Annotated in this window: 22 protein-coding genes; 7 read left to right on the forward strand and 15 right to left on the reverse strand. The window is 65.8% G+C overall.

Annotated features, from left to right (window positions below; translation table 11 throughout):
- Positions 1-57 precede the first annotated feature (57 nt).
- Both purD and ACVI1L_RS20460 read left to right on the forward strand, forming a co-directional pair.
- On the forward strand, positions 58-1,335 hold the full coding sequence (purD, locus tag ACVI1L_RS20455; protein WP_456783635.1) for a phosphoribosylamine--glycine ligase: 1,278 nt from the start codon (positions 58-60) through the stop codon (positions 1,333-1,335).
- Positions 1,336-1,381: 46 nt separating this feature from the next.
- Positions 1,382-2,707 (forward strand): adenylate/guanylate cyclase domain-containing protein, encoded by a 1,326-nt coding sequence (locus tag ACVI1L_RS20460; protein ID WP_456783636.1) that lies wholly within the window; start codon positions 1,382-1,384, stop codon positions 2,705-2,707.
- Between the two features lie 135 nt (positions 2,708-2,842).
- Here the strand turns inward: ACVI1L_RS20460 and ACVI1L_RS20465 are convergent, their stop codons facing one another.
- Positions 2,843-4,075: an acyl-CoA dehydrogenase family protein gene (locus tag ACVI1L_RS20465; RefSeq protein ID WP_038388024.1), complete on the reverse strand. Its 1,233-nt coding sequence runs from the start codon at positions 4,073-4,075 to the stop codon at positions 2,843-2,845.
- A gap of 122 nt (positions 4,076-4,197) precedes the next feature.
- On the opposite strand from ACVI1L_RS20465, the gene ACVI1L_RS20470 reads away from it, so the two are divergent.
- Positions 4,198-5,103 (forward strand): alpha/beta fold hydrolase, encoded by a 906-nt coding sequence (locus ACVI1L_RS20470; RefSeq protein WP_456783637.1) that lies wholly within the window; start codon positions 4,198-4,200, stop codon positions 5,101-5,103.
- A 322-nt stretch (positions 5,104-5,425) separates the two neighbouring features.
- Here the strand turns inward: ACVI1L_RS20470 and ACVI1L_RS20475 are convergent, their stop codons facing one another.
- A complete protein-coding gene (locus ACVI1L_RS20475; RefSeq protein WP_225163883.1) occupies positions 5,426-5,872 on the reverse strand; it encodes a nucleoside deaminase in 447 nt (148 codons plus the stop codon).
- Between the two features lie 140 nt (positions 5,873-6,012).
- Here ACVI1L_RS20475 and ACVI1L_RS20480 point away from each other — a divergent pair, with 140 nt between their 5' ends.
- Both ACVI1L_RS20480 and rsmD read left to right on the forward strand, forming a co-directional pair.
- Positions 6,013-8,055, forward strand: a complete 2,043-nt coding sequence (locus tag ACVI1L_RS20480; protein ID WP_456783638.1) for a pseudouridine synthase — start codon at positions 6,013-6,015, stop codon at positions 8,053-8,055.
- A 6-nt stretch (positions 8,056-8,061) separates the two neighbouring features.
- The gene (gene rsmD / locus ACVI1L_RS20485; protein ID WP_456783639.1) at positions 8,062-8,616 is read left to right on the forward strand and encodes a 16S rRNA (guanine(966)-N(2))-methyltransferase RsmD; all 555 of its coding nucleotides are present in this window, start codon (positions 8,062-8,064) and stop codon (positions 8,614-8,616) included.
- A gap of 135 nt (positions 8,617-8,751) precedes the next feature.
- On the opposite strand, the gene mutL is transcribed toward rsmD, so the two are convergent.
- Entirely contained in the window at positions 8,752-10,569 is a 1,818-nt protein-coding gene (gene mutL, locus ACVI1L_RS20490; protein WP_456783640.1) for a DNA mismatch repair endonuclease MutL, read from the reverse strand.
- A 232-nt stretch (positions 10,570-10,801) separates the two neighbouring features.
- Between mutL and ACVI1L_RS20495 the strand changes: the two genes are divergently transcribed.
- Positions 10,802-11,122: a ribbon-helix-helix domain-containing protein gene (locus ACVI1L_RS20495; RefSeq protein WP_016848007.1), complete on the forward strand. Its 321-nt coding sequence runs from the start codon at positions 10,802-10,804 to the stop codon at positions 11,120-11,122.
- 317 nt (positions 11,123-11,439) lie between these two features.
- On the opposite strand, the gene ACVI1L_RS20500 is transcribed toward ACVI1L_RS20495, so the two are convergent.
- Genes ACVI1L_RS20500 through ACVI1L_RS20515 form a run of 4 tightly spaced genes read right to left on the reverse strand, consistent with a single transcriptional unit; the run spans position 11,440 to position 14,344 of the window.
- Entirely contained in the window at positions 11,440-13,008 is a 1,569-nt protein-coding gene (locus ACVI1L_RS20500; RefSeq protein ID WP_229190508.1) for a GMC family oxidoreductase, read from the reverse strand.
- Between the two features lie 17 nt (positions 13,009-13,025).
- Positions 13,026-13,574 carry a twin-arginine translocation pathway signal gene (locus ACVI1L_RS20505; protein WP_057016636.1) on the reverse strand — a complete coding sequence of 183 codons (549 nt, stop codon included), beginning with the start codon at positions 13,572-13,574 and terminating at the stop codon, positions 13,026-13,028.
- Between the two features lie 53 nt (positions 13,575-13,627).
- The gene (locus ACVI1L_RS20510) at positions 13,628-14,023 is read right to left on the reverse strand and encodes a VOC family protein (RefSeq protein WP_057016635.1); all 396 of its coding nucleotides are present in this window, start codon (positions 14,021-14,023) and stop codon (positions 13,628-13,630) included.
- Complete coding sequence (locus ACVI1L_RS20515) at positions 14,024-14,344, reverse strand: c-type cytochrome (protein WP_168856586.1); 321 nt, start codon at positions 14,342-14,344, stop codon at positions 14,024-14,026.
- 390 nt (positions 14,345-14,734) lie between these two features.
- Here ACVI1L_RS20515 and ACVI1L_RS20520 point away from each other — a divergent pair, with 390 nt between their 5' ends.
- Positions 14,735-15,034 (forward strand): hypothetical protein, encoded by a 300-nt coding sequence (locus tag ACVI1L_RS20520; RefSeq protein ID WP_057016634.1) that lies wholly within the window; start codon positions 14,735-14,737, stop codon positions 15,032-15,034.
- A gap of 264 nt (positions 15,035-15,298) precedes the next feature.
- Here the strand turns inward: ACVI1L_RS20520 and arfB are convergent, their stop codons facing one another.
- The 8 genes from arfB to ACVI1L_RS20560 form a co-directional block, all read right to left on the reverse strand.
- Positions 15,299-15,718 carry an alternative ribosome rescue aminoacyl-tRNA hydrolase ArfB gene (arfB, locus tag ACVI1L_RS20525; RefSeq protein WP_057016633.1) on the reverse strand — a complete coding sequence of 140 codons (420 nt, stop codon included), beginning with the start codon at positions 15,716-15,718 and terminating at the stop codon, positions 15,299-15,301.
- A 191-nt stretch (positions 15,719-15,909) separates the two neighbouring features.
- Positions 15,910-17,274: a M16 family metallopeptidase gene (locus ACVI1L_RS20530; RefSeq protein WP_168856563.1), complete on the reverse strand. Its 1,365-nt coding sequence runs from the start codon at positions 17,272-17,274 to the stop codon at positions 15,910-15,912.
- Entirely contained in the window at positions 17,271-18,662 is a 1,392-nt protein-coding gene (locus ACVI1L_RS20535) for a M16 family metallopeptidase (RefSeq protein WP_194295318.1), read from the reverse strand. Before ACVI1L_RS20535 ends, ACVI1L_RS20530 begins: the two co-directional genes overlap by 4 nt.
- 152 nt (positions 18,663-18,814) lie before the next feature.
- A complete protein-coding gene (locus ACVI1L_RS20540) occupies positions 18,815-19,546 on the reverse strand; it encodes a hypothetical protein (RefSeq protein WP_057016632.1) in 732 nt (243 codons plus the stop codon).
- A 101-nt stretch (positions 19,547-19,647) separates the two neighbouring features.
- Positions 19,648-20,169, reverse strand: coding sequence for a signal peptidase II (lspA, locus tag ACVI1L_RS20545; protein WP_092089066.1), 522 nt, complete (start codon positions 20,167-20,169; stop codon positions 19,648-19,650).
- Positions 20,142-23,156, reverse strand: a complete 3,015-nt coding sequence (gene ileS, locus ACVI1L_RS20550; protein WP_456783641.1) for an isoleucine--tRNA ligase — start codon at positions 23,154-23,156, stop codon at positions 20,142-20,144. Before ileS ends, lspA begins: the two co-directional genes overlap by 28 nt.
- Before the next feature lie 210 nt (positions 23,157-23,366).
- Positions 23,367-23,918 carry a sugar O-acetyltransferase gene (locus ACVI1L_RS20555; protein WP_168856566.1) on the reverse strand — a complete coding sequence of 184 codons (552 nt, stop codon included), beginning with the start codon at positions 23,916-23,918 and terminating at the stop codon, positions 23,367-23,369.
- Positions 23,915-24,886 carry a bifunctional riboflavin kinase/FAD synthetase gene (locus ACVI1L_RS20560; RefSeq protein ID WP_076825550.1) on the reverse strand — a complete coding sequence of 324 codons (972 nt, stop codon included), beginning with the start codon at positions 24,884-24,886 and terminating at the stop codon, positions 23,915-23,917. The genes ACVI1L_RS20555 and ACVI1L_RS20560 overlap by 4 nt, the downstream gene beginning before the upstream one ends.
- Positions 24,887-24,914: the final 28 nt, after the last annotated feature.

The following is a 24,914-nucleotide window of genomic DNA, read 5'->3' on the forward strand; positions in this document are numbered from 1 at the left end:
CGGGAGCGTGCTAAACCGGACGAAATGGCGTTACAACCCCTCTGATCGGCGACACAGATGAACATCCTCCTGCTCGGTTCCGGTGGCCGCGAACATGCGCTGGCGTGGAAGATCGCCGCATCCCCGCTGGTGACGAAACTGTGGTGCGCGCCGGGCAATGCCGGGATCGCGCGCGAGGCCGAATGCGTTGCGCTCGATATCGCCGACCATGCCGCGGTGATCGAATTCTGCCGGGGCAATGCGGTCGATCTGGTGGTGGTCGGTCCGGAGACGCCGCTCGCCGCCGGGATCGTCGACGACCTCGCCGCTGAAGGCATCAAGGCGTTCGGACCGAGCCGGCAGGCCGCCCAGCTCGAGGGCTCGAAGGGTTTTACCAAGGACCTCTGCAGCGAGTTCAACATTCCGACCGGTGCCTATCGCCGCTTCGACAATGCAAAGGACGCGGTGGCCTATGTCCGCGCCCAGGGCGCGCCGATCGTGGTCAAGGCCGACGGGCTTGCGGCCGGCAAGGGCGTCGTGGTGGCGCAGACGCTGCCCGAGGCCGAGGCCGCGATTGCGATGATGTTCGAGGGCGCGTTCGGCTCGGCCGGCGCCGAGGTCGTGATCGAGGAATTCTTGTCGGGCCGCGAGATCAGCTTCTTCGCGCTGTGCGACGGCGAGACCGCGATTCCGCTGGCCTCGGCGCAGGACCACAAGCGGGTGTTCGATCACGACAAGGGGCCGAACACCGGCGGCATGGGCGCCTATTCGCCGACGCCGTTCGTGACGCCTGAAGTGCACGACCAGATCATGGCGCGGATCATCCTGCCGACGGTGGCGGGGATGAAGAGCCGCGGCACGCCGTTCAAGGGCGTGCTCTACGCCGGCGTGATGCTGACCGCGCAGGGCCCAAAACTGTTCGAATACAATGTCCGCTTCGGCGATCCCGAATGCCAGGTGCTGATGCTGCGGATGATGTCGGACATCGTGCCGGCGCTGCTCGCCTCCATCGACGGGCAATTGAAGAACTTCGATCTGCGCTGGTATCCGGACCCGGCGCTGACGGTGGTGATGGCGGCGAAGGGCTATCCCGGCGACTACATCAAGGGCACGCGGATCGATGGCCTCGACGACGCCGCCAAGGTCGAGGGCGTCGAGATCTTCCATGCCGGTACGGTGGCGAAGGATGGCGCAATCATCGCCAATGGCGGCCGGGTGCTGAACGTGTGCGCGATGGGCAAGACGGTCACCGAGGCGCGCGACCGCGCCTATCAGGCTGTCGATCGCATCAAATGGCCGGACGGATTCTGCCGTCGCGACATCGCCTGGCAGGCGGTGGAGGCGGAGAAGGGTTGATCGATCCGGCCTCAGCGGCGACAATGGCGCGCCCCGGGGCCTTCGAATGACCGATTTCAGACCGCCCGAGACGCACTACGCGCAAAGCGCCGACGCGAGCATCGCCTATCAGGTGATGGGCGATGGTCCTGTCGACATCATCCTTGTCCCCGGCCTGTTCTCGCACATCGAGTTCATGCACGAGATGCCCGGCTACACCGCCGTGCTGCGCCGCCTGTCGCGCTTCGCCCGGGTCGTGACCTTCGACAAGCGCGGACAGGGATTGTCGGATCGGATGACCGGCGCGCCCTCCCTCGAGCAGCGCATGGACGACGTCCGGGCCATCATGGATGCCATCGGCTCCGCGAAGGCGGTGTTGTTCGGCTTCTCCGAGGGCTGTCCGATGAGTGTGCTGTTTGCAGCGACCTATCCGGACCGCGTTTCGCATCTCGTTCTGCTCGGCAGTTTTGCCCGCTCGAAGGATCGCCTGCCGGATGACGTGTGGCAGCTGCGCTGCGATGAGATCGTGCAGAGCTGGGGTTCTGGCGATACGGTCAAGACTGTCGCGCCGAGCCAGGCAACGAATGCGGAAGTGATCGCGCAGATCGCGAAATTCGAGCGGCTGTCGAGCAGTCCGGGAGCGTTGCGGACGCTGCTCGTTCTCAATCGCGCGATCGACGTCACGGCGATCCTGCCGATGCTCCAGACTCCGACGCTTGTCCTGCATCGGACCGGCGATGCCCGCGTTCCTGTGGCGCTCGGCCGTGCCGTCGCGCGCTCGATCCCCGGCGCGAAATACGTGGAATATCCGGGCGGCGATCACTACTATTGGGTCGGCGAGACCGACGCGATGCTCGGCGATATCGTGGAATTCGTTACCGGCCATCGCGATGGTGGTGATGCCGAGCTCGACCGTGTGCTTGCGACCGTGCTGTTTACCGATATCGTCGATTCGACCCGCAGCGCCGCCGCGATGGGTGATCATCGTTGGCGACGTCTGCTCGACGATCACGATCAACTCGCGCAGCAGGTGGTCGGCCGCCATCGCGGCCATCTGGTGAAGAGCACCGGCGACGGCATTCTGGCGACCTTCGACGGTCCCGGCCGCGCCGTACGCTGTGCGCTGGCGTTCGGCTCGGCCGCGCGGCAGATCGGCCTGCCGGTACGAGCGGGCCTGCACACCGGCGAGATCGAGGTGAGGGGGGCGGATATCGGCGGCATAACGGTCCACGCCGCGGCGCGCGTGATGTCGCAGTGCGGCTCGAACGAGGTGCTGGTGTCACGCGTGGTGACCGATCTGGTCGCGGGCGCCGGGTTGAAATTCGCCGAGCGCGGCGCGTTCGAGCTGAAGGGACTGCCCGGGACATGGGAGCTGTTTGTGGCGAGCGGCTAGGTTCGGCCCCACGCCGTCATTCCGGACGACGCGCATCGCGCGTCGATCCGGAATCTCGATGTTGTGGGCACCTTCTCACCTCATCTCGAGATTCCGGGTTCGGCGCGTTGCGCCGCCCCGGAATGACGAAGTGGGTCAGAGCAGATCCCCGCCCGCCGCGCTGGCGGTGGTGCCGTGCTCGCGGAATGCCTTGATGACGTTCTTGCCGATCTTCCACTTGTGCACCTCGTCGGGGCCGTCGACCAGCCGCTGCGAGCGCACCTGGGTGTACCACTTCGCCAGCGGCGTATCCTGGCTGAAGCCGAGCGCGCCGTGCAGCTGGATCGCGGTATCGATCACCTTGTGCACCATGTGGGCGTGGAAGATCTTGGCGATCGAGTTCTCCTGGCGGATGTCGAGGCCCTTCTCGGCCTTGTAGGCGATGTGCAGCAGCATCAGCCGGCCGATATAGAGCTCGCTCGCGCAGTCGGCGAGCATGAACTGCACCGCCTGGCGGTCGGCCAGCAACTGGCCGAAGGTCGAGCGTTTGGTGACATGGGCGGCCGCCATGTCGAGCGCGCGCTGCGCCTTGGCGACGTTGTGCATGCCGTGGCGCAGCCGGCCGTAGGCGAGGCGGTGCTGGCCCATGTTGAAGCCGTTGCCCTCGCCGCCGAGCAGGTTGTCGGCCGGCACCTTCAGATCCTTGATCTCGATCTCGGAATGGCCGCCATGGATCACGTCGTCATGCGGACCCTCGATCGCCATGTTGGCGACGTTGCGCTTGATGCGGTAGCCGGGGTTGGGCAGCTCGACGATGAAGGTCGAGTATTGCTTGTGGCGCGGCGCGTTCGGATCGGTCTTCGCCATCACCAGCGCGAGGTCGGCGACGCTCGCCGACGAGGAGAACCATTTCTCGCCGTTGAGGATGTAGTTCTCGTTGCCGTCCTTCACCGCCGTGGTCTGCATGCCGGTGGCGTCGGCGCCGGCGGCCTTTTCGGTCATCGAGAAGCAGATGCGCTTCTCGCCGTTCAGCAGGGGCTTGAGGAATTTTTCCTTCTGGTACTCGGTGCCGTGCGCCAGGATCGTCATCATCGAGGCGTCGTCCGGCCCCTGCGTGTTCATCGAGAGCGCGCCGAGCATGCTTTCGCCGAGCTCCATCTGCACCAGGGCGTTGGCGAGCGGGCCGAGGCCCATACCGCCATACTCCTTGGGCACGAACGGGCACCACAGGCCCTGCGCGCGGGCCTTCTTCCGCAGCGGTCCCAGCACCTCGGCAAGCGGCTTGGTGTCGAGTTCCTTTTCCGCCGGAATGCATTCGTCGTGGACGAATTTGCGAACCTTCTCGCGGATCGCCTTGGCTTCGGCGGGAATTTCGAAGTCGATCGACATGGCACTTCCTCGTTTCATGTTGTTGTTGGCAGGACTTGAGGATGGCATAAACCTCGTCAAAGCCAGCGGCAACGCCGAACAAAGTTTGAAGCAGCGCGGCCGCCCCAGGGAAGGAGCTACCGATGCCTGATCTCGCTGATCTTTTTCCCGGCTATGGGTCCGAATGGATCAACACCTCGCAGGGCCGCATCTTCGCCCGCGTCGGCGGCAAGGGCCCGCCCTTGCTGCTGCTGCACGGCTTCTCCTCGACGCATGTGATGTGGCACACGGTTGCGCCGAAACTCGACGACAGGTTCACGCTGATCATCGCCGACCTGCCGGGCTACGGCTGGTCCGACATGCCCGACAGCGACAAGGACCATACGCCCTACACCAAGCGGGCCTGGGCGAAGACCATGGTCGAGGTGATGGAGCAACTCGGGCACGTGCATTTCGCGCTCGCCGGCCACGACCGCGGCGGCCGGGTGTCGTACCGGCTCGCGCTCGATCATCCCGGCCGGCTGTCGAAGCTCGCGGTGCTCGATATCGCGCCGACCTATGATTACTGGCAGAAGCTCAATCGCCTCTCGGCGCTGAAGATCTACCACTGGGCGTTCCTGGCGCAGCCCTATCCGCTGCCGGAGACGCTGATCTCCAACAATGGCGAATTCTTCCTCAAGGAGAAGATGGCGAGCCAGACCAGGAGCAAGACGCTGGAGGCGATCGATCCGCGCGCGCTCGAGCACTACCTCGCGCCATTCCGCGATCCCGCGCGCATCCATGCGATGTGCGAGGACTATCGCGCCGGCGCCTATGCCGACTACGAGATCGACAAGGCCGATGTCGACGCCGGCAAGAAGATCACGATCCCGATGCTGGCGCTGTGGGGCGATGCCGGCGTTGCCAGCGCGGCAACGACACCGCTCGACACCTGGAAGACCTGGGCCACCCATGTCAGCGGTGCGCCGGTGGCGTCGGGGCACTTCCTGCCCGAGGAGAATCCGGAGGCGACGGCGAAGCTGCTGCGGGAGTTTTTCCTGGCGGGGTAATGCAACCGCGGCACCGTCATCCTGAGACGCGCGCGATGCGCGCACCTCAGAGAATCTGAATGTATGGCGGAGGAGCGGCACCAAACATTCGGTGTCGTCGTGGCGTTCGCATGCAGGCTCAGTTCCATGACGCGAAGCGCTCCATGATAAAAGCCACGCCTCGTTCTACACCGATTCCATCCAACCAATCAGCAGGGACCAAACACGAAAGCAGGGACGACGACGGACATGTTGTCCCGCCTTCAGTCCCGTCCTCCGGGGGTGCTCGCCTCTTGGCTCGCTGCGCTCGCACCTCGGGATGACGGGTCTGTCTTTCGTGCATCTACCGCCGCTCCCTGAAGAACTCGCGCAGCAGGCGCGCGGACTCGGTCTCGCCGACCGCGCCATAGACCTCCGGCACATGGTGGCAGGTCGGCTGCGCGAAGAACCGGACGCCTGACTCGACCGCGCCGCCCTTGGGGTCGGCGGCGCCGTAATAGAGCCGGCGGATCCGGGCAAAGGAGATCGCGCCGGCACACATGGTGCAGGGCTCCAGCGTCACGTAGAGGTCGCAATCGACCAGCCGCTCGGTGCCGATGGCCTCGGCGGCCTGCCGGATCGCAAGGATTTCCGCATGGGCCGTCGGATCGTGGTCGGTCAGGGTGCGGTTGCCGGCGGTGGCGATCACCTCGTAGCCCCGCACGATCACGCATCCGATCGGAACCTCGCCAGCTTTTCCGGCACTTTCGGCGGTTTTTAGCGCCAAATCCATGAAAGAAGGGGCAGACATGCCTCGTATCATCGGAAGAAACCTGCTAGTAGCGTCGCCTTCAGCAGAAGTGGATGCCGGTTTTGCGCCAGTCGCGCCCAGATGGCGCGCGTATCGCCGGTTGCCCTGCGCCCCAATTGAACCTCCAGGCGAGAACATTCATGCCCCGCGACAGCGACAAAAACAACGATTCCCCGCGCGGCCGGCGGGACCGGGGGGCGCCCGGGAAGGGGCGGCCCAGTGGTTCCCGCGGATCGGATAAGCCGTTCGGCAAGCGCAGCTTCGGAGGCAAAGGTGGTGATCGCGACAAGCGCTCTTTCGGCGACAAGGGCGAGGGCCGCTCGTTCCGCCGCCGTGAGGACGGCGATGCGCCGCGCCGCGATTACGGCGACCGGCCGCGCTTCAAGCGCGACGACCGTAGCGGCGAGGGGGGCGGAAAGCGCCCGTTCAAGCCGCGCGGCGAGCGCCGCGACTTTGATGCGGGCGATCGTCCGCAGCGCGGTGGCGCGCGCTCGGAGGGCCGGTCATCCGACCGCAAGTTCGGCGAGAAGCGGTCCTATGGCGATCGCGAGAAGCGTCCCTATACGCCGCGTGGCGAGCGCGACGGCGAGAAGCGGAGCTTTGTGCCGCGCGGCGAGCGCGCCGAGCGCAAATTCGACGACAGGAAGTTTTCGCGCGGCGATCGTGACAAGCGCTCGTTCGGGGACAAGGGCGAAGGCCGCCCGTTCCGTCGCCGCGAGGATGGCGACGCACCGCGCCGCGATTTCGGCGATCGGCCGCGCTTCAAGCGCGACCGCGACTTCGAGGGCCGCGACCGCGGCGACGAGAAGCCCTGGCAAAAGCGGGATCGCAAACCGCGCGACGACCGCGGCGGCGACGAGCGCCCGCGCTTTTCGCGTTCGCGCGACGATCGCGGTGGCGGCGAACGTCCGCGGTTCTCGAAGTCACGCGACGACCGCGAGCAGGGTGATCGTCCGAAGTTCGGCCGGCCGCGCTGGGATCGTCATGATGAAGATGGTGGCCGCGACAATCGCCGGCGTGAGCGGCCCGAAGGCCGCACCGACTGGCAGGAGCACCCGCGCAGCGAGGGTCGCTTCTCCGACCGGCCGCGCCGCGACAATGAGGACGACAGCAAGGTCTTTGCGAAGCGCCCGGCCTTCGGCGGCCGCGGCGCCTATCGCGAGCGCTCCTACGACGATCGCCGCGAGCATCCCGAGCCGAAGCCGAAGAAGACAGGTGAACGCATCGCCAAGGTATTGGCGCGCGCCGGTCTTGCCTCGCGCCGCGATGCCGAGGAGATCGTCACGCAAGGGCGCGTCACCGTCAACGGACGCGTGATCAACTCGCCGGCGCTCGATATCACCGACAACGATGTTGTGGCGGTCGACGGCAAGCCGTTGCCGCCGCGCGAGCGGACCCGGCTGTTCATGTATCACAAGCCGCGCGGGCTGATGACGACGCATGCCGATCCCGAGGGGCGGCCGACCGTGTTCGACAATCTGCCCGAGGGCTTGCCGCGGCTGATCTCGATCGGCCGGCTGGATTTCAACACCGAGGGCCTGTTGCTGCTGACCAATGACGGCGGCCTGGCGCGGACGCTGGAGCATCCCGACACCGGATGGCTGCGCCGCTACCGCGTGCGTGCGCATGGCGAGGTGACGCAGGGCCAGCTCGACCAGCTCAAGGGTGGCGTCGAGGTCGACGGCGTCAAATACGGACCGATCGACGCGACATTGGAACGCGACCAGAGCGCCAATGTGTGGGTGGTGTTCGCGATCCGCGAAGGCAAGAACCGCGAGGTGCGCAACGTGATGGCGCATCTCGGGCTCGAGGTGAACCGCCTGATCCGGATCTCCTACGGCCCGTTCCAGCTCGGCGAGCTCGAGGAGGGCAAGGTCGAGGAGGTCAAGACGCGGGTGCTGCGCGAGCAGCTCGGCGAGAAGATCGCCAAGATCGCGGGCGCCGACTTCACGCGGCCGGAGCCGCGTGACGCAGCCGACGGCGACAATGCGCCGGCCAGGAAGCCGAAGCCCAGCAAGCGCGAAACCATCAACGATCGCAAGGGCCGCCGCGTGCTGGTGCAGCGCACCGGCAGCGAGGAAGCGCGTGCCCGCAATGAAGACGAGGCCAACGGCTACGGCCCGCCGCGCCGTCCCAAGCGCGGCTATCACGGCAAGCGCGATCTCAAGCCGCGGGACGAGTAACGGTCAATGCGCGTCGTCGGGGGCAGGCTGAAGGGCCGCAATCTCGCTTCGCCTGCGGGCCGCGAGATTCGTCCGACCGCGGACCGCCTGCGCGAGTCCGTGTTCAACATTCTGATCCACGCCTACGACAATCCGATTGAGGACGCGCGCGTGCTCGATCTGTTTGCCGGCACCGGCGCGCTCGGCATCGAGGCGGTCTCGCGCGGCGCCAGGTTCACGCTGTTCGTCGACAATGGCGCCGAGGCGCGGGCGCTGCTGCGCAACAATGTCGAGTCGCTCGGCCTCGGCGGCACGACCAAGGTCTATCGCCGCGATGCCACCGATCTTGGACCGGCACATCCGGTCGAGCCGTTCTCGCTGGTGTTTCTCGATCCGCCCTATGGCAAGGGGCTGGCCGACAAGGCGCTCGCCTCGCTGCGCGACGGCGGCTGGCTGACGCCGGGCGCGCTGCTCGTGGTGGAAGAGGCAAAGGCCGCGGCGTTCGCGGCACCCGAGGGCTTCGAGGAGCTCGAGCGGCGCGCGTATGACGACACGGAGTTCGTGTTTCTTCGCAAGGCGTAATGTTGCCGCTTGTTGTGCTGTCATCACCCGCGCATGCGGGTGATCCAGTGCGCCGCGGCTTCTCGATTGATCACGATCGCCGCGGCGTACTGGATCGCCCGGTCAAGCCGGGCGATGACACCGGAGTATGCGGTCTTATCTTCGCCCGAACAGCTTCTCGATATCGCTCAGCTTCAATTCGACATAGGTCGGGCGGCCGTGGTTGCACTGGCCGGAGTTCGGCGTGTCTTCCATCTCGCGGAGCAGTGCGTTCATCTCTTCCGGCTTAAGGCGGCGGCCGGCGCGGACCGAGCCGTGGCAGGCCATGGTGGCGGCGACGTGCATCAGCCGGCGCTCCAGCGGCAGCGCCTCGTCCCACTCGGCCATGTGCTCGGCAAGGTCGCGCAAGAGACCGGCCGCATTGGCCTTGCCGAGCAGCGAGGGCGTTTCGCGCACGGCGACCGCGCCGGGGCCGAAGGATTCGATCGCGAGCCCGAACGATGCCAATTCCTCGGTGCGATCGAGCAGCTTCTCGACGGTCGACTCATCGAGCTCGACGATCTCGGGGATCAAGAGGATCTGCCGCTGCACACCGTTCTTCGCCAGCGAGGCCTTCAGCTTCTCATAGACGATGCGCTCATGCGCCGCGTGCTGGTCGACCACGATGAGACCGTCGCGGGTCTGCGAGACGATGTAGGTCTCGTGGATCTGGGTGCGCGCGGCGCCGAGCGGCCGGTCGAGCAGGTCGGGCGCGGGCGCGGCCTCGAAGCGGACATCGGCGGTCGGCGTGCCGACGTCGAAGGCGGCCTGTCCGGGCTCGGCGAAGGCGGGCGCCGCCGCACCGTCGAACGCGCGCAGCGGACCAGCCGGATAGGACGGCGAGCCGCGCCAGTCCCAATTGCTCGGGCGCGGCGGCGTGAAGGCGGGGCGGAAGGCCGAGAGCGCGGCGCCGTCGGCGGTATTGGCCGCGGTGCGCCTGCCTTCGCGTGCGAGGCCTTCCTTCAGAGCGTGCACGATCAGCGCGCGGACCAGGCCGGCATTGCGGAAGCGCACCTCGGTCTTGGCCGGATGCACATTGGCATCGACGCCCTCGGGGTCGCAGGTCACGAACAGCGCCACGACGGGATGGCGGTCGCGTGGCAGATAGTCGGAATAGGCCGCGCGCACGGCGCCGAGGATCAGCTTGTCGCGCACCGGGCGGCCGTTGACGAACAGATATTGCCCGAGCGCATTGGCGCGGGTCAGCGACGGCGCGGCGGCAAAGCCTTCGACCACGACGCCCTCGCGCTCGGCGCGCACCTCGATCGCGTTGGCACGAAAATCCGCACCCAGGATGTCGCCGAGCCGGGTCAGCCGGCCGGCCGCGCCGGGCAGCGCTGCGGCCCAGGTGACCGGCGCGCGGTCTTCGCCGGCCAGCGTGAAGGCGATGTCCGGGCGCGCCATGCCGAGGCGGCGCACCACCTCGCGGATCGCCTCCGCCTCGGTGCGGTCGGTCTTGAGGAATTTCAGCCGCGCCGGCGTTGCGTAGAAGAGTTCGTTGACCTCGACGCGGGTGCCCTGGCCGAGCGCGGCCGGCATGACCTCCGACTTCTCGCCGCCTTCGACCGACAGCGACCAGGCATGCGGCTCGCTGGCATGACGCGTCGTGATGCCGAGCTTTGCGACCGCCCCGATCGAGGGCAGCGCCTCGCCGCGGAAGCCGAGCGTGCGGATGCGCAGCAGGTCTTCGTCGTCGAGCTTGGAGGTGGCGTGGCGGTCGACCGCGAGCGCGAGGTCGGCGCGGGTCATGCCGCCGCCATCGTCGGTGATGCCGATCCGGCGCCGCCCGCCGCCATCGGTGAAAACGTCGATCCGGCTGGCTCCGGCGTCGATCGCGTTCTCGACCAGTTCCTTGACCACGCTCGCGGGGCGTTCGACCACTTCGCCGGCGGCGATGCGGTTGACGAGCTGTTCGGGAAGCTGGCGGACAGGCATGGATTGGACGTTCGGAGCGCGATTCGAGACTGGCCGCTACTATAAATCGCCGCGCCGGCAAATGCATGGGACCGATCTGGCGGCCGCAAGCAGGTTGGGGATGATTCCGGCCTATCGCCTTGAAGACGCTTGGCTTCGGCGGCCGGCGCGTCACGCCCTACGTCCCGATTGTGGGGCCGCGCGCACAGGTATATCGTTTAGAAAAATTATAAGTTCTCGCCGGAGGAACGCCATGTGCCATCTTTTCGCGCATCAGCCGCAACGCGACTATGAATCGCAGACCCGATCGTTGCGGATCGACGGCCATTGCACCTCGATCCGGCTGGAAATGTCGTTCTGGGACACGCTGGAGGAGATCGCGGCCAAGGAAGGCATGACGCTGGCCAAGTTCCTCACCACCCTGCACAACGAGGTGCTCGATCATCACGGCGAGGTGAACAATTTCGCGTCGCTGCTGCGCTGCTCCTGCCTGATCTACCGCGCCAAGGCCAATGCTCCGGCGGTGGTCCCGGACTATCGCGGGGCGGCGGCGATCATGGATGCGGCGGAATAGATTTCGCACCGGTCCATCACGCAAAGAAGAAAGCGGCCTTGTCCAGTTGGGCAAGGCCGCTTCAGTGAGAGGGGAATTGTATTTTCTTGCTAAAGCGCAGTGGCGACCACGACGGCGCTGCGCTCCCTCGCCCCGTTCTTACGGGGAGAGGGTTGGGGTGAGGGGCCGTCTCCGCGTATCCGGTGACAGCTGCGTTTGCGGAGACTCCCCCTCACCCGGAACGCATCTAACGATGCGCTCCGACCTCTCCCCGCGCGCGTCCGCACGCGGGGCGAGGTGAGGCGGAATCCGCGACTCGGTTCGAATGGTCGTCTGGTCTAGATCTCCTTGCGCTGCATCGCGCCGGCGATGTGGTCGGCCTGGCGGATCGCCAGCGACACGATCGTCAGCGTCGGGTTGCACGCTGCGCCTGACGTGAACTGGCTGCCGTCGGAAACGAACAGGTTCTTGATGTCGTGGGTCTGGCCGAACTTGTTGACCACGCCGTCGCGCGGCTTCTCGCTCATCCGGTTGGTGCCCATGTTGTGGGTCGAGGGATAGGGCGGCGTCGGATAGGTGACGGTGGCACCGACCGCCTCATAGACCGCGGAGCCCTGCTTGTAGGCATGGTCGCGCATCGCGACGTCGTTCGGATGATCGTCGAAATGCACGCTGGCGACCGGCATGCCGAACTTGTCCTTGATCTTCGGATCCAGCGTGATGCGGTTGGTCTCCTGCGGCATGTCCTCGCCGACCAGCCACATGCCGGCCATCCGCGGATAGCCCTCGATCGCGCTGGTGAAGCTGCGTCCCCAGGCGCCGGGATTGAGGAACGCGGCCATGAAGGGCAGGCCGAGCGACAGCGTCTCCATCTCGTAGCCGCCGACGAAGCCGCGCTTCGGATCGTTCTTGGCCTCGTCGCGGATGATGCCGGCCATCGTGGTGCCGCGATACATGTGCACCGATTTCTCGAAGCTCGCATACACGCTGCCGGTCATATGCCGCATGTAGTTGCGGCCGACCTGGCCGGATGAATTGGCGAGCCCGTCCGGGAACATGCTGGACGCGCTGTTGAGCAAGAGCCGCGGGCTCTCGATCGAGTTGCCGGCGACCGCGACGACGCGGGCCTTCTGGCGCTGCATCGCGCCCGTCGCATCGGCGTAGACCACGCCGGTGACCTTGCCGGACTGGTCGTGCTCGATCTTGATCACCATGCTGCCGGGGCGCACTTCGAGATTGCCGGTGGCTTCGCCCTTCGGGATCTCGGTGTAGAGCGTCGACCATTTGGCGCCCGACTTGCAGCCCTGGAAGCAGAAGCCGATCTGCTGGCAGGAGCCGCGGCCGTCGCGCGGCTCGCTGTTGATCGCCATCCGCCCGGTGTGCACCTCCTTGTAGCCGAGCTTCCTCGCGCCGGCTTCCATCACCTTGAAGTTATTGTTGCCGGGCAGCCCTGGGATGCCGTTGGTGCGGGTGACGCCCATCTTGTCCTCGGCCTTGGCGTACCACGGCTCCATCTCGGCGAGCGTGATCGGCCAGTCGATCAGGTTGGCGCCGGGAATGGTGCCATAGGCCGACTTGATCTTGAACTCGTGCTCGTCGAAGCGCAGCGAGGCGCCCGCCCAGTGCGTGGTCGAGCCGCCGACCGCCTTCACGATCCAGGCCGGCAGGCCCGGAAAGTCCTGGTGGACGCGCCAGCTGCCCGAGGTCGAGCGCGCGTCGGACCAGGCGAGCTGGGTAAAACTGTCCCATTCATCGTTGATGAAGTCCTGGTTCTCGATGCGCGGGCCGGCCTCGAGGATCACGACCTTGACGCCCTTCTGCGCCAGTTCATTGCCGAGCGTTCCGCCGCCGGCACCGGAGCCGACGATCACCACAACGCCGCTGTCATTCAGATCGAATTTTGCCATTGTTTCCTCCCGACCCGTTAGACCTTCGGCAGCCAGTCGATATCGGCGAAGCCGCGCTTGATGTAGCCGCCATGCTCGGCCGAGGAGCCCTCGTAGCCGAACCGCGGCCACACCTCCTTGTTGTTGTAGATGGAGACGATGAGGTCGCCGCGGATCTTCTGGAAGAAGGCGCTCGGTTCGATCTGTTGCAGCAGCGCGACGCGATCGTTTTCCCAGGCGACCTCGACATAAGGCATCTTGTGGCGGTCGTTGGCCGCCTGATCGAGCCTCGTGACGCCGTCATTGATCAGCGACTTGACCGCCGGATCCTTCGCGGCCTTCTCGTCATACGGCTTGACCGCTGCTATGTAGTAGCTGTCGCCGAGGAAATCGTGCGGATAGATGTCGCGCGCCATCTTCAGCAACGTCTTCATCGTGGCCGGCGTCAGCGTCGTGGCGCCTTCGGCCCACGCATCGGTGATGCCGAGCCCCGTCGAGGTCGCAATCGCGACTGCGGGTGCGGTCACGGCCGCGCCTTTGAGAAAGACACGCCGGTCATATTTGCTGCGTCGATCGATTTCTCTCATGGGTTCCTCCGTCAATTTTTATTTGTGCAATTGCCTTGTTGTCTGAGCATGCTCTAGCCGAAGCGCCCGCCGCGCTGGATCACCTCGATCTTGTAGCCGTCGGGATCGGAGACGAAGAAGAAGCGCGCTAGCGTCTTGCCGTCGTGCTTGAAGTCGCGCAGCGGCCCGGGCGACAGTTTCTCCTTTTCGAAGCGCGCGTGCTCGGCATCGACGTCATCGACGATGACGGCGAGATGGCCGTAGCCGTCGCCGAGCGTGTAGGGCTCCTTGCGATCGAAGTTGACCGTGAGTTCGACCTCGAACGGCGAGGAGGGATGGCGCAGATAGATCAGCGCGAAATCGGGAAATCTCAGATTGTCCGCGATCTCCAGGCCAAACGCGCGCTGGTAGAAGTCGAGCGCTTTTCCTTCGTCGAACACGCGGATCATCGAATGCACGGGTTTCGCCATTCAGTTCAGCTCCTTCAGATAGGCGATGATCATGGCGCGGGTTTCCGGCTTGGCCTGCCGGTAGGCCATCACGGCGCCGGGGATCACCTCCTGCGGATTGGTCAGCCAGGCGTCGAGCCTGGCGTCGTCCCAGACGAAGTCGGCCTTGCTGAAGCCCGCGGAATATTTGAAGCCGTCGGCCTTGCCGGCGTGGCGGCCGACGACCTTATAGAGCGACGGTCCTTGCCGGACGGCATCCGACATGTTTGACGTGTGGCAGGTCGCGCATTGCTGCTTGAACAGCGTCGCCCCATCGGGCGGCTTGGCGGCGGGCAAGGGCATCTGCGCGCCGGCCATTTGCACTGCAAGCATTGCGCTGCAAAATCCCAGCCCCAACGACCACCTTGCGCGCAGCTTTGTCATCTACATCACCGCCTCTGTGCGGTGACTGTAGGAGGCTGAAATCCGCCGTTGGTAGTAGCGGGCTGTTTCACAGCAGAACAAAGCTGGGCGGTGATCTGGCGCGGAACCGGTGGTTGCCGCATATGCGGACGACAATTTCGCAAAATGACCGCGAAATCCCTGCACGATCACCACACGACGCAGCTTGCATCTCGCGTGCGCCGTTTGCGGAAAATGCAGTCTTGCGCGATGGGGTTCAGGGTCGGCGCTGCAAACGGCGCACCACCTGCGCCGCTCCTCCATCGTCAATTAAAGTCCCAGGAGAAATGGATGACGTTTGCAAAAACCAGCGTGCTCGCCCTTGCCATCTCGGCCGCGATGGCCGGCCCCGTCCTGGCACAGGGAACGACTGCACCGGATACCCGCGGCGGTGCGCAGGGCAGAGGTACCATGCAGCAGGGCGGCGGCATGTCCGGCAGCGGCGATGAGGAAATGACGGCGCAACCTGGCGCGACGACGCAGAAGAGCGGCGCCGCCGCCAAGTCGGGCAGCAAGGGAACGGTCGGCAGCGGACGCACGGCACCGAAGTCGGGCGGTTCCGAGATGGCGCCCGCAACCAAGAAGTACTGAAGCACGAGAGCCTTCGCGGTTCTGATCAATCGGAACCAAGGCTCAAGCTTCTTGTTCTGACGCGTTCCTTCGCGCGAACCGACATCCGCTTCGCGCGAAAACGCTTCTGGTTACGCTGACCGGATCCCGGATGCAGTGCCGCGCGCGCTGCGTCCGGCGTTCCCTGGAGCATGATCCGGAAAAGTGGAAACCGGTTTTCCGAAAAGATCATGCTCAAACAAGGAGATGAGATCATGATGCGATTCCGTGGAAACGCATTATGATCTAATCGTCGAAACGGCGGGCGCCGCGCCCCGCCTTGATGTCGCTGCGGCGCTTCTTGCCCTCGAGCCGGCGCTGCTTGGAGCCGAGCGTCGGCTTGGTCGGCCGCCGCGGTGTCGGCCGCATCATCGCCTCCCTCAACATCTCGAGCAGCCGCTCGATCGCATCGGCGCGATTGCGTTCCTGGGTGCGAAAGCGGAAGGCGTGGATCACGATCACGCCTTCCTTGGTCATGCGGCTGCCGGCGAGCCGCGCCAGCCGCTGCGCGGCGTCTGCCGGCAATGCAATCTTGTTGGTGTCGAAGCGAAGCTGCGCTGCGGTCGAGACCTTGTTGACATTCTGTCCGCCCGGGCCGGAGGCGCGGACAAAGACGATCTCAATGTCGTTCTCATCGATCGTAAGGTCGCGGGACACCCGCAGCATGACATCACCCGTGGAGGGAAGAATCGGCAGGCCGCAGGATAGCGGGTTTGGATCTGCTTGGGTGGTGTTGATGCAGTGGTTGTTACGTCGGCGTCCGAGTGCGCGGCTCCCCCTTCTCCCCCTTGCGGGGGTCCGAGGCGAGCGAAGCTCGCTCTCGGGGTTGGAGAGGGAAGGTGGCCCGCCGAAACGCGTCAGTTCGCCTTCGGCGGCGCCGACACCGGCTGCGCCGCGGCTTGCGGGGCGCGGCCGACGATTGCGGTGAGTAGGCCGTTGCCCCAGAGCTTTTTGGCGACCCGCTTGGCATCGTCGAGCGTCACCGCGTCGACGATGGCGTTGCGCTTCTCGATGTAATCGATCGGCAGCTTGTCGAGCTGGTATTGCAGCATCGCCTGCGCGAGCTTGGAGGAGGTGTCGAGCGCCAGCATCTGCGAGCCCTTCAGGTAGGACTTCGCCTCGTCGAGCTCCTTCTGCGTCGGACCTTCCTCGGCGATGCGGCGCACTTCCGCTTCGATCGCATCGACGGTCTCGCCGGCGCGATCGGCGCGGGTGCCGGTGTTGCCGATGAACAGCGAGGAGTGATCCATCCAGACCAGCGCTTCATAGATCGAGTAGGCCAGCCCGCGCTTCTCGCGCACTTCCTTGTAGAGCCGCGACGACAATCCGCCGCCGCCGAGAATGTGGTTCACCACATAGGCCGCCATGAAGTCCGGGTCATGCCTGGCAATGCCGGGGCCGCCGAAGGTGACGACGGTCTGCGGCACGTCGAGCGGGACGAAGGCGCGCTGCGGCGGCCTGGTCGCCACGACGTCGGGGACGGGCGTCAATTCGGCTTTCGCCGGCAGGCCACCAAAGGTCTTGTCCAGCAGCTTGCCGAGCGTATCGGGATCGACGTCGCCGACCACGGCAACGCGCAGCGTATCCTTGGCGATGATGCGGCGGGTATAGTCCTTGAGATCCGGGATCTGGATGGTCGGCACGCTGTCGAGCGTGCCGGTGGCCGTCCTGGCATAGGGATGATCGCCGAATGCGAGCTCGAGGAACTTGCGGCCGGCGAGCGAGGACGGATTGGTCGATTCGCGGCGCAGATTGGCGATCACCTGGGCGCGGATCCGTTCGACGTCCTTCGGCTCGAAGTGCGGCGAGGTCAGCGCCATCCGCAACAGGTCGTAGGCTTCGTCCTTGTTGTCCTTGAGCATGCGCAGCGAGCCGCGGAACTGATCGCGGTTCGACTGGAAACTGAGCTCGATGGCGCGGCGCTCGAGCCGCTCGTGATAGGTCTTGGAATCGAGATCGCCGGAACCCTCGTCGAGCAGGTCGGCGACCAGATTGCCGACGCCGGGCTTGCCGGGCGGATCCTGGCTGGCGCCGCCGCTGAAGGAATATTCCATTGCGATCAACGGCACGGTCGCGTCCTGCACGAACCACGCCTCGATGCCGCCCGGCGACACCAGCCGCTGGATCTTGGCCGCGGCCTGCGAGGGCGCCGACGTCAGCGTCAACAGCGCGGCGCAGGCGCCGCCGATCAGCGCCGCACGACGGGTGAGGGAATAGATCACGAGCGCTTCTCCTCGCGTTTCGGCGCAGTATCCTTGATCAGATAGCCGGTCACCGACCGCTTCTTGTCGAGCCAGCTGGCGGCAGCAGTGCGCACCTGCTCGGCAGTGACGGCGCGAATGCGATCCGGCCAGCTGCGGATATCCTCGATGCTGAGCCCGGTGGTCAGCGCGCCGCCATACCAGCGTGCCAGTGTCGCCTGGTTATCCTGGGCGTAGATCGCCTCCGCGATGAGCTGGGTCTTGACCCGTTCGAGATCCTCGGCGCGCGCCGGGTTCTGCGCGAGGTCGGCGATCACCTTGTCGATCGCGTCCTCGATCTGCGCGAACTCGACGCCGGGTTTCGGCGTCACCGAGATCGAGAATTGCGACGGATCGAGCGAGGTGCCCTGGTAGCCGGCGCCGGCCGAGATCGCGAGGCCCTTGTCGATCACCAGCGAGCGATAGAGATAGGAATTGGCGCCGCCGCCCATCAACTGCGCGAGCACATCGAGCGCCTGGCTCTCGCCCGCTGCCGCCGTCGTCGCCGACGGCACCAGGTAATAGCGGCGCAGGCTCGGCTGCTCGACGCGCGGATCCGACAGCGTCACGGTGCGCGGCGCGGCCGGTGTCGGCTCCTGCGGCCTGACCCGCTTCTCGGGGATCGCATGCTGCGCCGGGATCGGGCCGAAGTTCTTCTCGACCAGCGGGCGGATATCCTTGACGTCGACGTCGCCGGCGATGACCAGGATGGCGTTGTTCGGCGCGTAGAAGCGCCGGTAGAAGGCGAGCGCATCCTCGCGGTCGAGCTTCTCGATCTCCTGATGCCAGCCGATCACCGGCCGGCCATAGGGATGGTTGAGATAAAGCGCGGCCATGATCTGCTCGGTCAGCCTTGCATCCGGGTTGTTGGCAACCCGCATGTTGAACTCCTCCAGCACGACATCGCGCTCCGGCAGCACGTTCTCGTCCTTGAGGATCAGGCCGGTCATGCGGTCGGCCTCGAACTCCATCATGGTGGGCAGCTGCTCGCGCGGCACGCGCTGGAAGTAGCCGGTGTAGTCGACCGAGGTGAAGGCGTTCTCATTGCCGCCGACGCGCAGCACGGTCTGCGAGAACTCGCCGGCCGGATGCTTGGCGGTGCCCTTGAACATCAGATGCTCGAGAAAATGCGCGAGGCCCGACTTGCCGGGCGTCTCGTCGGCCGAGCCGACCTTGTACCAGATCATCTGCGTGACCACCGGCGTGCGGTGGTCGGGGATCACCACGACCTGCAGGCCGTTGTCGAGCGTGAAACTGGCGGGGCGTTCCGAGGTGACGGTGGTCTGGGCGCGGAGGCTGGCACCCGGCAGCGGGATGGTGGAAACGAATGCGGCAGCGAACAGGGCGATCGATCGGCGAGAGCGCATCATGGTCCTTATGAAAGCCCGGACACACGGCCGGGGCGCGAAAGCATGCCATCGTACACGGTCGTTCCCGTGCCGATGGTCACGAAGCGGAGAGACACCCGCCGCCCCGCATTAAGCTTTGCTCATGTCAGCCTTCGCCCGCGGAGGCCAAGCGATCACTGCACCGGTTTTCCGGTCATGACGTCGTACTGGCCTTCTTTCGCCATCGGCGCCTGCGGGCCGGTGCCGTAGGCATAGCCCCCGGACGGCGTCTGGTAGCCCGGCGGCGGCTCGGTCAGGGATTCGCGCGTCGGCTCACCCTTGAACGGTTTGGACTCGCTGCTGTTCCCCTTGAACATGCCAAGCAGGCCGCCGTTGTAACCGAGCTGGCTCGGCATCAGCGATGGATTGGTGCTCACGCCGGGCTCCAGCGGCTCCTTGCGCCCATCGGTGGCGGTCTGCTGCTTGCGGCCCGCCTCGATCTCGGCCGGCGTCAACGCCACCGCCGACTGCCAGGGCTCCTTCTTGACTTCCTTCTTGCGCGCCGCGATCGCAGCCTTGCGCGCCGCAATATCAGGGTCCTTCGGCCAGTTCGGCGCGTTGACCTGGGCGGTCGACGCCGGCGGGGGCAAATCCAGCTTCGGCGGCACCACCAGCGGCGAGCGCTCGCGGTAGTCGATGCCCTTGCTGGCCGCGCTCTTGGCGCCGAGCCCGGTCATCAGATTGTCGACGATCCGCTCTTCGAAGGTCAGGCCGTCGTCGCCGTCATCTTCATCGTCGCCGGCGCGCACCGGGCCGGCCGTCATGACAAGGCCGATCCCGGCTGCGACGAACGCCAGGCGCAGGCCGCGCATCAGCGACAGCCGGGACGTCTCGATCAGGTAACCGCGGGCTTTGGTGTTGCGCATTGCGCCATTCCCATCTCAAAATTCGCCAAAGCGATCACTGGCTTAGGCACAGTTCCGCTTGATACAGGTGTGGGCCGCTGACCGGCTCGTATCGGCCGGGATCAGGGCGCTTTTACGGCGGGGGTCCCCACCACGGAATCATACAATAGGGCTGCCACGCCAGCAACGATGGCTACATCGGCAAGGTTGAAGATGTACCAATTGAAGGTTTTTCCCCCGATCTCGGCATGAAGCAGGGCAAAATCGACCACCGCGCCATAGGCAAAGCGGTCGATGCCGTTCCCGATGGCACCGCCGATGATCAGGCCGAGCGACACCGTCGCGAGCCAGGTCCGCGACCGCGCCATCCAGATCGCCAGCGCGATCACGGCCGCGGCCTTGATCACCATCAGCAGGATCTGGGCCGCCGGGGTCTCGCTTTGGAACCAGCCGAAGCTGATCCCGGGATTCCAGGCGAGCACCAGGTCGAAGAACGGCGTCACCCGCACCGGGGCGTGATGCACGATGTCGAGGACGTGGAGCAGCCAGAGCTTGGAGGCCTGGTCGGCGATCAGGGTGATGACCGCCGCAAGCACACCGGCGCGCACGGGCGAGCTCAAGCCGTGACCCCCAGCGCCTTCCATTCGCGCAGCGCTTGCGCGTCGCGCGGCGAGACGTCGGGATATTCGCCGTCCTCGCCCACCGTCGGAAGGATCTTCCACGAACGGGCGCATTTGGTGCCGACCGCCTTCTCGACCACGACGGCAACGCCAGGCACGGCGTCGAGGCGGAAGGCGTTCGCCGGCGCCTCGCCCTCGCGCACCTCGTAGTTCGAGGTGATGCAGACTTCGGCGAGATCGATATCGAACAGCGTGGCCAGCATCTCCCTGTCAGCGACGTAGATCACCGGCGATGCCTCGAGCGAGGAGCCGATCCGCTTGGCGGCGCGTTCGAGTTCGAGCGCGCCGGTGACGACGCGGCGGACGTTGCGGACCATCTCCCACTTCGCGGCAAGTGCGTCGTCTTGGAACTGCTCGAGACCTTCGGGAAACAGCGTCAGATGCACCGAAGGCTCGGCGTTCGGCCGATACATCCGCCAGGCTTCGTCGGTGGTGAAGCTGAGGATCGGCGCCAGCCATTTCAGGATCGCGTCGCAGAGCAGATCGATCGTGGTCAGCGCCGCCTTGCGCGCCACCGAGGACGGCGGATCGCAATACAGCGTGTCCTTTCGGATGTCGAAGTAGAACGCCGACAGCTCGGAGTTCATGAAGGCCGCGAGGCTTGCGACCACGGTCTTGTAGTCGAAGTCGGCATAGGCCTTGCGGATGGTCTCGGTGTGGCCGGCGAGCTCGTGCAGCATCAGCCGCTCGAGTTCGGGCATCTCGGCAAAGGCGACCTTCTCGCTCGGCTTGAAATGATGCAGCGTGCCGAGCATCCAGCGGATCGAGTTGCGCAGCTTGCGGTAGGTCTCGATGGTGTTCTTGAGGATCTCCGGGCCGATGCGCTGGTCGTCGGCATAGTCGGTGGCGCAGACCCACAGGCGCAGGATGTCCGCGCCGGAATCCTTGATCACCTTCTGCGGCTCGACGGTGTTGCCGAGCGACTTCGACATCTTGCGGCCGTTCTCGTCGAGCGTGAAGCCGTGGGTCAGCACGATGTCATAAGGCGCGCGGCCGCGCGTGCCGGCGCTTTCCAGCAGCGACGAGTGGAACCAGCCGCGATGCTGGTCGCTGCCTTCGAGATACATCACGGTGTCGTTGCCGCCATCGACCTTGCGGACGATGTTGCCGAGCTGCGGGAAGTTCTGGCGGTCTTCCAGCACGAAGGCGTGCGTGGAGCCGGAATCGAACCAGACGTCGCAGATGTCGTCGACCTTCTTCCAGTTCTCGGACGCGCGGCTGCCAAGGAAGCGCTCGCGGGCGCCGTCCATGTACCAGGCGTCGGCGCCTTCCTCCATGAACGCCTCGGTGATGCGCTGGTTGACGACCTCGTCCTGCAGGATCTCGGCCGAGCCGTCGCCGTTCTCCCTCACGAACACGGCGATCGGCACGCCCCAGGCGCGCTGCCGCGAGATCACCCAGTCGGGACGGTTGGCGATCATGCCGTTGATGCGGTTCTCGCCGGCCGGCGGCACCCATTGCGTGACCGAGATCGCGTGCAGCGCGCGGGCGCGCAGCGTGTCGCCCTTCCTGGCATGGCCGTTCTCGGCGATGGGCTTGTCCATCGCGATGAACCATTGCGGCGTGTTGCGGAAGATCACCGGCTTCTTGGAGCGCCAGGAGTGCGGATACTGGTGCTTGAGGCGGCCGCGCGCGAGCAGCCTGCCGGCCTCGATCAGCGCCTTGATCACGGCCTCGTTGGCATCGCCCTTCTCGCCCTTGTCGTTGAGCACGCGTTTGCCGGTGAAGCCCGGAGCCTGCGCGGTGTAGGCGCCGTTCTCGTCGACCGTATACGGGATCGCCGTCGGGATGCCGCGCGCATCGAGCTCGCGGGTGTTGGCCGTCCAGACGTCGAAGTCCTCGCGGCCGTGGCTCGGCGCGGTGTGCACGAAGCCGGTGCCGGTGTCGTCGGTGACATGCTCGCCGGCCAGCAGCGGCACGATGAATTCGTAGCCGCCACCGAAGCCGCGCAGCGGATGGGCGCATTCCACGGCGTCCAGCGTGTCGCCGGGAATATCGCGGACCTTCTCATAGGACGTGACGCGGGCCTGCTTGAACACCTCGGCGGCAAGCGCGTCGGCCAGGATCAGGAGATCGCCGGTCTTGGCCCAATTGTCCGCCGGCGCATCCGTCACCTTATAGAGGCCATAGGCGATCTTCGGCGAAAACGAGATGGCGCGGTTGCCGGGCAGCGTCCACGGCGTGGTGGTCCAGATCACGACCGAGGCATTGGCCAGCGCGCCATGCGCCGGCGAGGTGACCGGGAATTTCACCCACACCATGTCGGAGGTGTAGTCCTCGTATTCGACCTCTGCTTCGGCCAGCGCGGTCTTCTCGACCACGCTCCACATCACCGGCTTGGAGCCGCGATAGAGCGTGCCGTTGGCGGCGAACTTCATCAGCTCGCGGGCGATCTGGGCCTCCGCCGGATAGCTCATCGTCTGGTAGGGATGATCCCAGTCGCCGATGATGCCGAGCCGCTTGAACTCCTCGCGCTGCACGTTGATCCAGTGCGTCGCATAGGCACGGCACTCCTTGCGGAACGCGACCATCGCCGCCGAGTCGCGGAAGTCGGGCTTCTGCTTGCCCTTGGAGCGGTAGTTCTCCTCCTCGATCTTCCATTCGATCGGCAGGCCGTGGCAGTCCCAGCCCGGCACGTAGTTGGAGTCGAAGCCGAGCATCTGCTGGCTCTTGGTCACGACGTCCTTGAGGATCTTGTTCAGCGCGTGCCCGATATGGATGTTGCCGTTGGCGTAGGGCGGGCCGTCATGCAGCACGAATTTGGCGCGGCCCTCGGCTTCCCGGCGGAGCTTGTCGTAGAGGCCGATGTCGTTCCAGTATTTCAGGATTTCCGGCTCGCGCTGGGGCAGGCCGGCGCGCATCGGGAAATCCGTCTGCGGCAGGTAAAGGGTCTTGGAATAGTCCCTAACGTCAGTCTTTTGGGCGTCGGTCTTTTGCGGCTTGTCGGACATGAAAGCTCTGATTTGGCAGGTGCGGGCGCGGATACGCGATCAATCGCGGGTGAAACGGCGAAGTCCCGGTCTTGCGCCGAGCCTTCAGGCTCAGGCGGAAGCCGGGCCGCTAATCCGTATGATGCGCCGCGAAAACATGGGGTTTCCATAGCAGCCGGACGGGGAAATCGCAAAGCCCCCGGTGGCTCGCAGGGCCGCGCATGGCGCGGTTCAGGCCGGCCGTGCCCGGGCCGGATTTCCCGCCACGATCGCGCCGGGGGCGACGTTCCGTGTGACCACGCTGCCGGCCCCGACCAGGGCGCCGTCGCCGATCGTGATGCCGGGCAGAATGATGGCACCCCCGCCGATCCAGACGTCGCTGCCGATCCGGATCGGGCGGCCGAATTCCAGCCCGGCGCGGCGGGTTTCGGCATCGCGCGGGTGGTCGGCGGTATAGATCTGCACCGCGGGTCCGATCTGGGTCCGATCGCCGATCGCGACCTCGACGACGTCGAGGATGACGCAATTGAAGTTGAGGAACACGCCGTCGCCGAGGCTGATATTGCTGCCGTAATCGCAGAAGAACGGCGGGCGTATCACGGCATCCCTGCCGACCTTGCGGAAGCGCTCGCCGAGCAGCGCGTGCAACTCGGCCGCGGACGACGCGCCCGACGCATTGTAGCGTGCCATCCATTGTTCCGCCGCTGTATGCTCGGCGGCGAGCTCCGCATCCGGGCGATACAGCTCGCCCGCCAGCATCTTTTGCTTTTCAGTCCGGTTCAACCAATCACTCCGAGCTGCGGGAACGCGTCGGGCGCCGCGGCCAGCACCGCGCGCGCCTTGGCGCTGTCGTCATCCATCTGGCGTATCAACGCCTCGATGGTGTCGAATTTCAGCTCTTCGCGAATGAAACCGATGAATGCGACATCAAGGACCGCGTCGTACAGATCGCCCTTGAAGTCGAACAGGAACACCTCGAGCAGCGGCGCGCCGTTGTCGAAGGTCGGCCGGCGCCCGAAGCTTGCGACACCGTCGAACCGTTGCGAGCCCTTGCCGACCCGCACCGCGTAGATGCCGTGCTTCAAGCCGCAATGCTTGTCGAGGCGGATATTGGCGGTGGGGTAACCGAGATCTCGGCCGCGCTTCTCGCCGTGGACCACCTTGCCGGTGACGAACCAGGGTCCGCCCAGCATCGTGGTCGCATCCGCGATCTCGCCTTCGGCGAGCGCCATGCGGATGGCACTGGAGGAAACCGGACGCTCCTCGATGTCGACATGGGCCTGCACATCGACCTCGATGCCGAGCCGCGGTGCTTCGCTGACCAGGAGGCTCGGCGAGCCGACCCGGCCCTTGCCGAAATGGAAGTCGTAGCCGACCGCGATCCCGCTGATGCCGAGCCGGCCGATCAGGTCATGGTGAATGAAATCCTGTGCCGTGGTCCCGGCGCGCGCCTTGTCGAACGTCATGACGACGGCGCCCGCGAGGCCGGTGGCCGCGAGCAGCCGCAGCTTGTTGGTCTCGTCCGTGAGACGGAATTGCGGAGTGTTCGGGCTGAAGAAGCTGCGCGGATGCGGCTCGAAGGTCACGGCGAGCGCGGGCACGCCGCGCGCTCTGCCCATCGCAAGCGCCGCGCCGATCACGGCGCGGTGACCGAGATGGACGCCATCGAAATTCCCCATCGCGACCACGGCGCCTTTCGGAATGGCGCTTGCGGGGGTGTTGTCGCGGATAACGGTAAAGCCGGTGCTCATGAGCGGTATTCTTCAAGGATTCTTAAGC

The organism is Bradyrhizobium sp. USDA 4516 (assembly GCF_054055915.1).

Coding starts and splice junctions, on each gene's coding strand:
- ACVI1L_RS20515 (WP_168856586.1), bottom strand. CDS start 14,344: ATGCCCTTGCCCGCCGCCAAGCCGCCCGATGGGGCGACGCTGTTCAAG.
- ACVI1L_RS20560 (WP_076825550.1), bottom strand. CDS start 24,886: ATGAGCACCGGCTTTACCGTTATCCGCGACAACACCCCCGCAAGCGCC.
- purD (WP_456783635.1), top strand. CDS start 58: ATGAACATCCTCCTGCTCGGTTCCGGTGGCCGCGAACATGCGCTGGCG.
- ACVI1L_RS20480 (WP_456783638.1), top strand. CDS start 6,013: ATGCCCCGCGACAGCGACAAAAACAACGATTCCCCGCGCGGCCGGCGG.
- ACVI1L_RS20495 (WP_016848007.1), top strand. CDS start 10,802: ATGTGCCATCTTTTCGCGCATCAGCCGCAACGCGACTATGAATCGCAG.
- ACVI1L_RS20540 (WP_057016632.1), bottom strand. CDS start 19,546: ATGCGCAACACCAAAGCCCGCGGTTACCTGATCGAGACGTCCCGGCTG.
- lspA (WP_092089066.1), bottom strand. CDS start 20,169: ATGGAAGGCGCTGGGGGTCACGGCTTGAGCTCGCCCGTGCGCGCCGGT.
- arfB (WP_057016633.1), bottom strand. CDS start 15,718: ATGCTGCGGGTGTCCCGCGACCTTACGATCGATGAGAACGACATTGAG.
- ACVI1L_RS20520 (WP_057016634.1), top strand. CDS start 14,735: ATGACGTTTGCAAAAACCAGCGTGCTCGCCCTTGCCATCTCGGCCGCG.
- ACVI1L_RS20510 (WP_057016635.1), bottom strand. CDS start 14,023: ATGGCGAAACCCGTGCATTCGATGATCCGCGTGTTCGACGAAGGAAAA.
- ACVI1L_RS20470 (WP_456783637.1), top strand. CDS start 4,198: ATGCCTGATCTCGCTGATCTTTTTCCCGGCTATGGGTCCGAATGGATC.
- ACVI1L_RS20505 (WP_057016636.1), bottom strand. CDS start 13,574: ATGAGAGAAATCGATCGACGCAGCAAATATGACCGGCGTGTCTTTCTC.
- ACVI1L_RS20500 (WP_229190508.1), bottom strand. CDS start 13,008: ATGGCAAAATTCGATCTGAATGACAGCGGCGTTGTGGTGATCGTCGGC.
- ACVI1L_RS20535 (WP_194295318.1), bottom strand. CDS start 18,662: ATGATGCGCTCTCGCCGATCGATCGCCCTGTTCGCTGCCGCATTCGTT.
- ACVI1L_RS20465 (WP_038388024.1), bottom strand. CDS start 4,075: ATGTCGATCGACTTCGAAATTCCCGCCGAAGCCAAGGCGATCCGCGAG.
- ACVI1L_RS20460 (WP_456783636.1), top strand. CDS start 1,382: ATGACCGATTTCAGACCGCCCGAGACGCACTACGCGCAAAGCGCCGAC.
- ACVI1L_RS20475 (WP_225163883.1), bottom strand. CDS start 5,872: ATGTCTGCCCCTTCTTTCATGGATTTGGCGCTAAAAACCGCCGAAAGT.
- mutL (WP_456783640.1), bottom strand. CDS start 10,569: ATGCCTGTCCGCCAGCTTCCCGAACAGCTCGTCAACCGCATCGCCGCC.
- ileS (WP_456783641.1), bottom strand. CDS start 23,156: ATGTCCGACAAGCCGCAAAAGACCGACGCCCAAAAGACTGACGTTAGG.
- rsmD (WP_456783639.1), top strand. CDS start 8,062: ATGCGCGTCGTCGGGGGCAGGCTGAAGGGCCGCAATCTCGCTTCGCCT.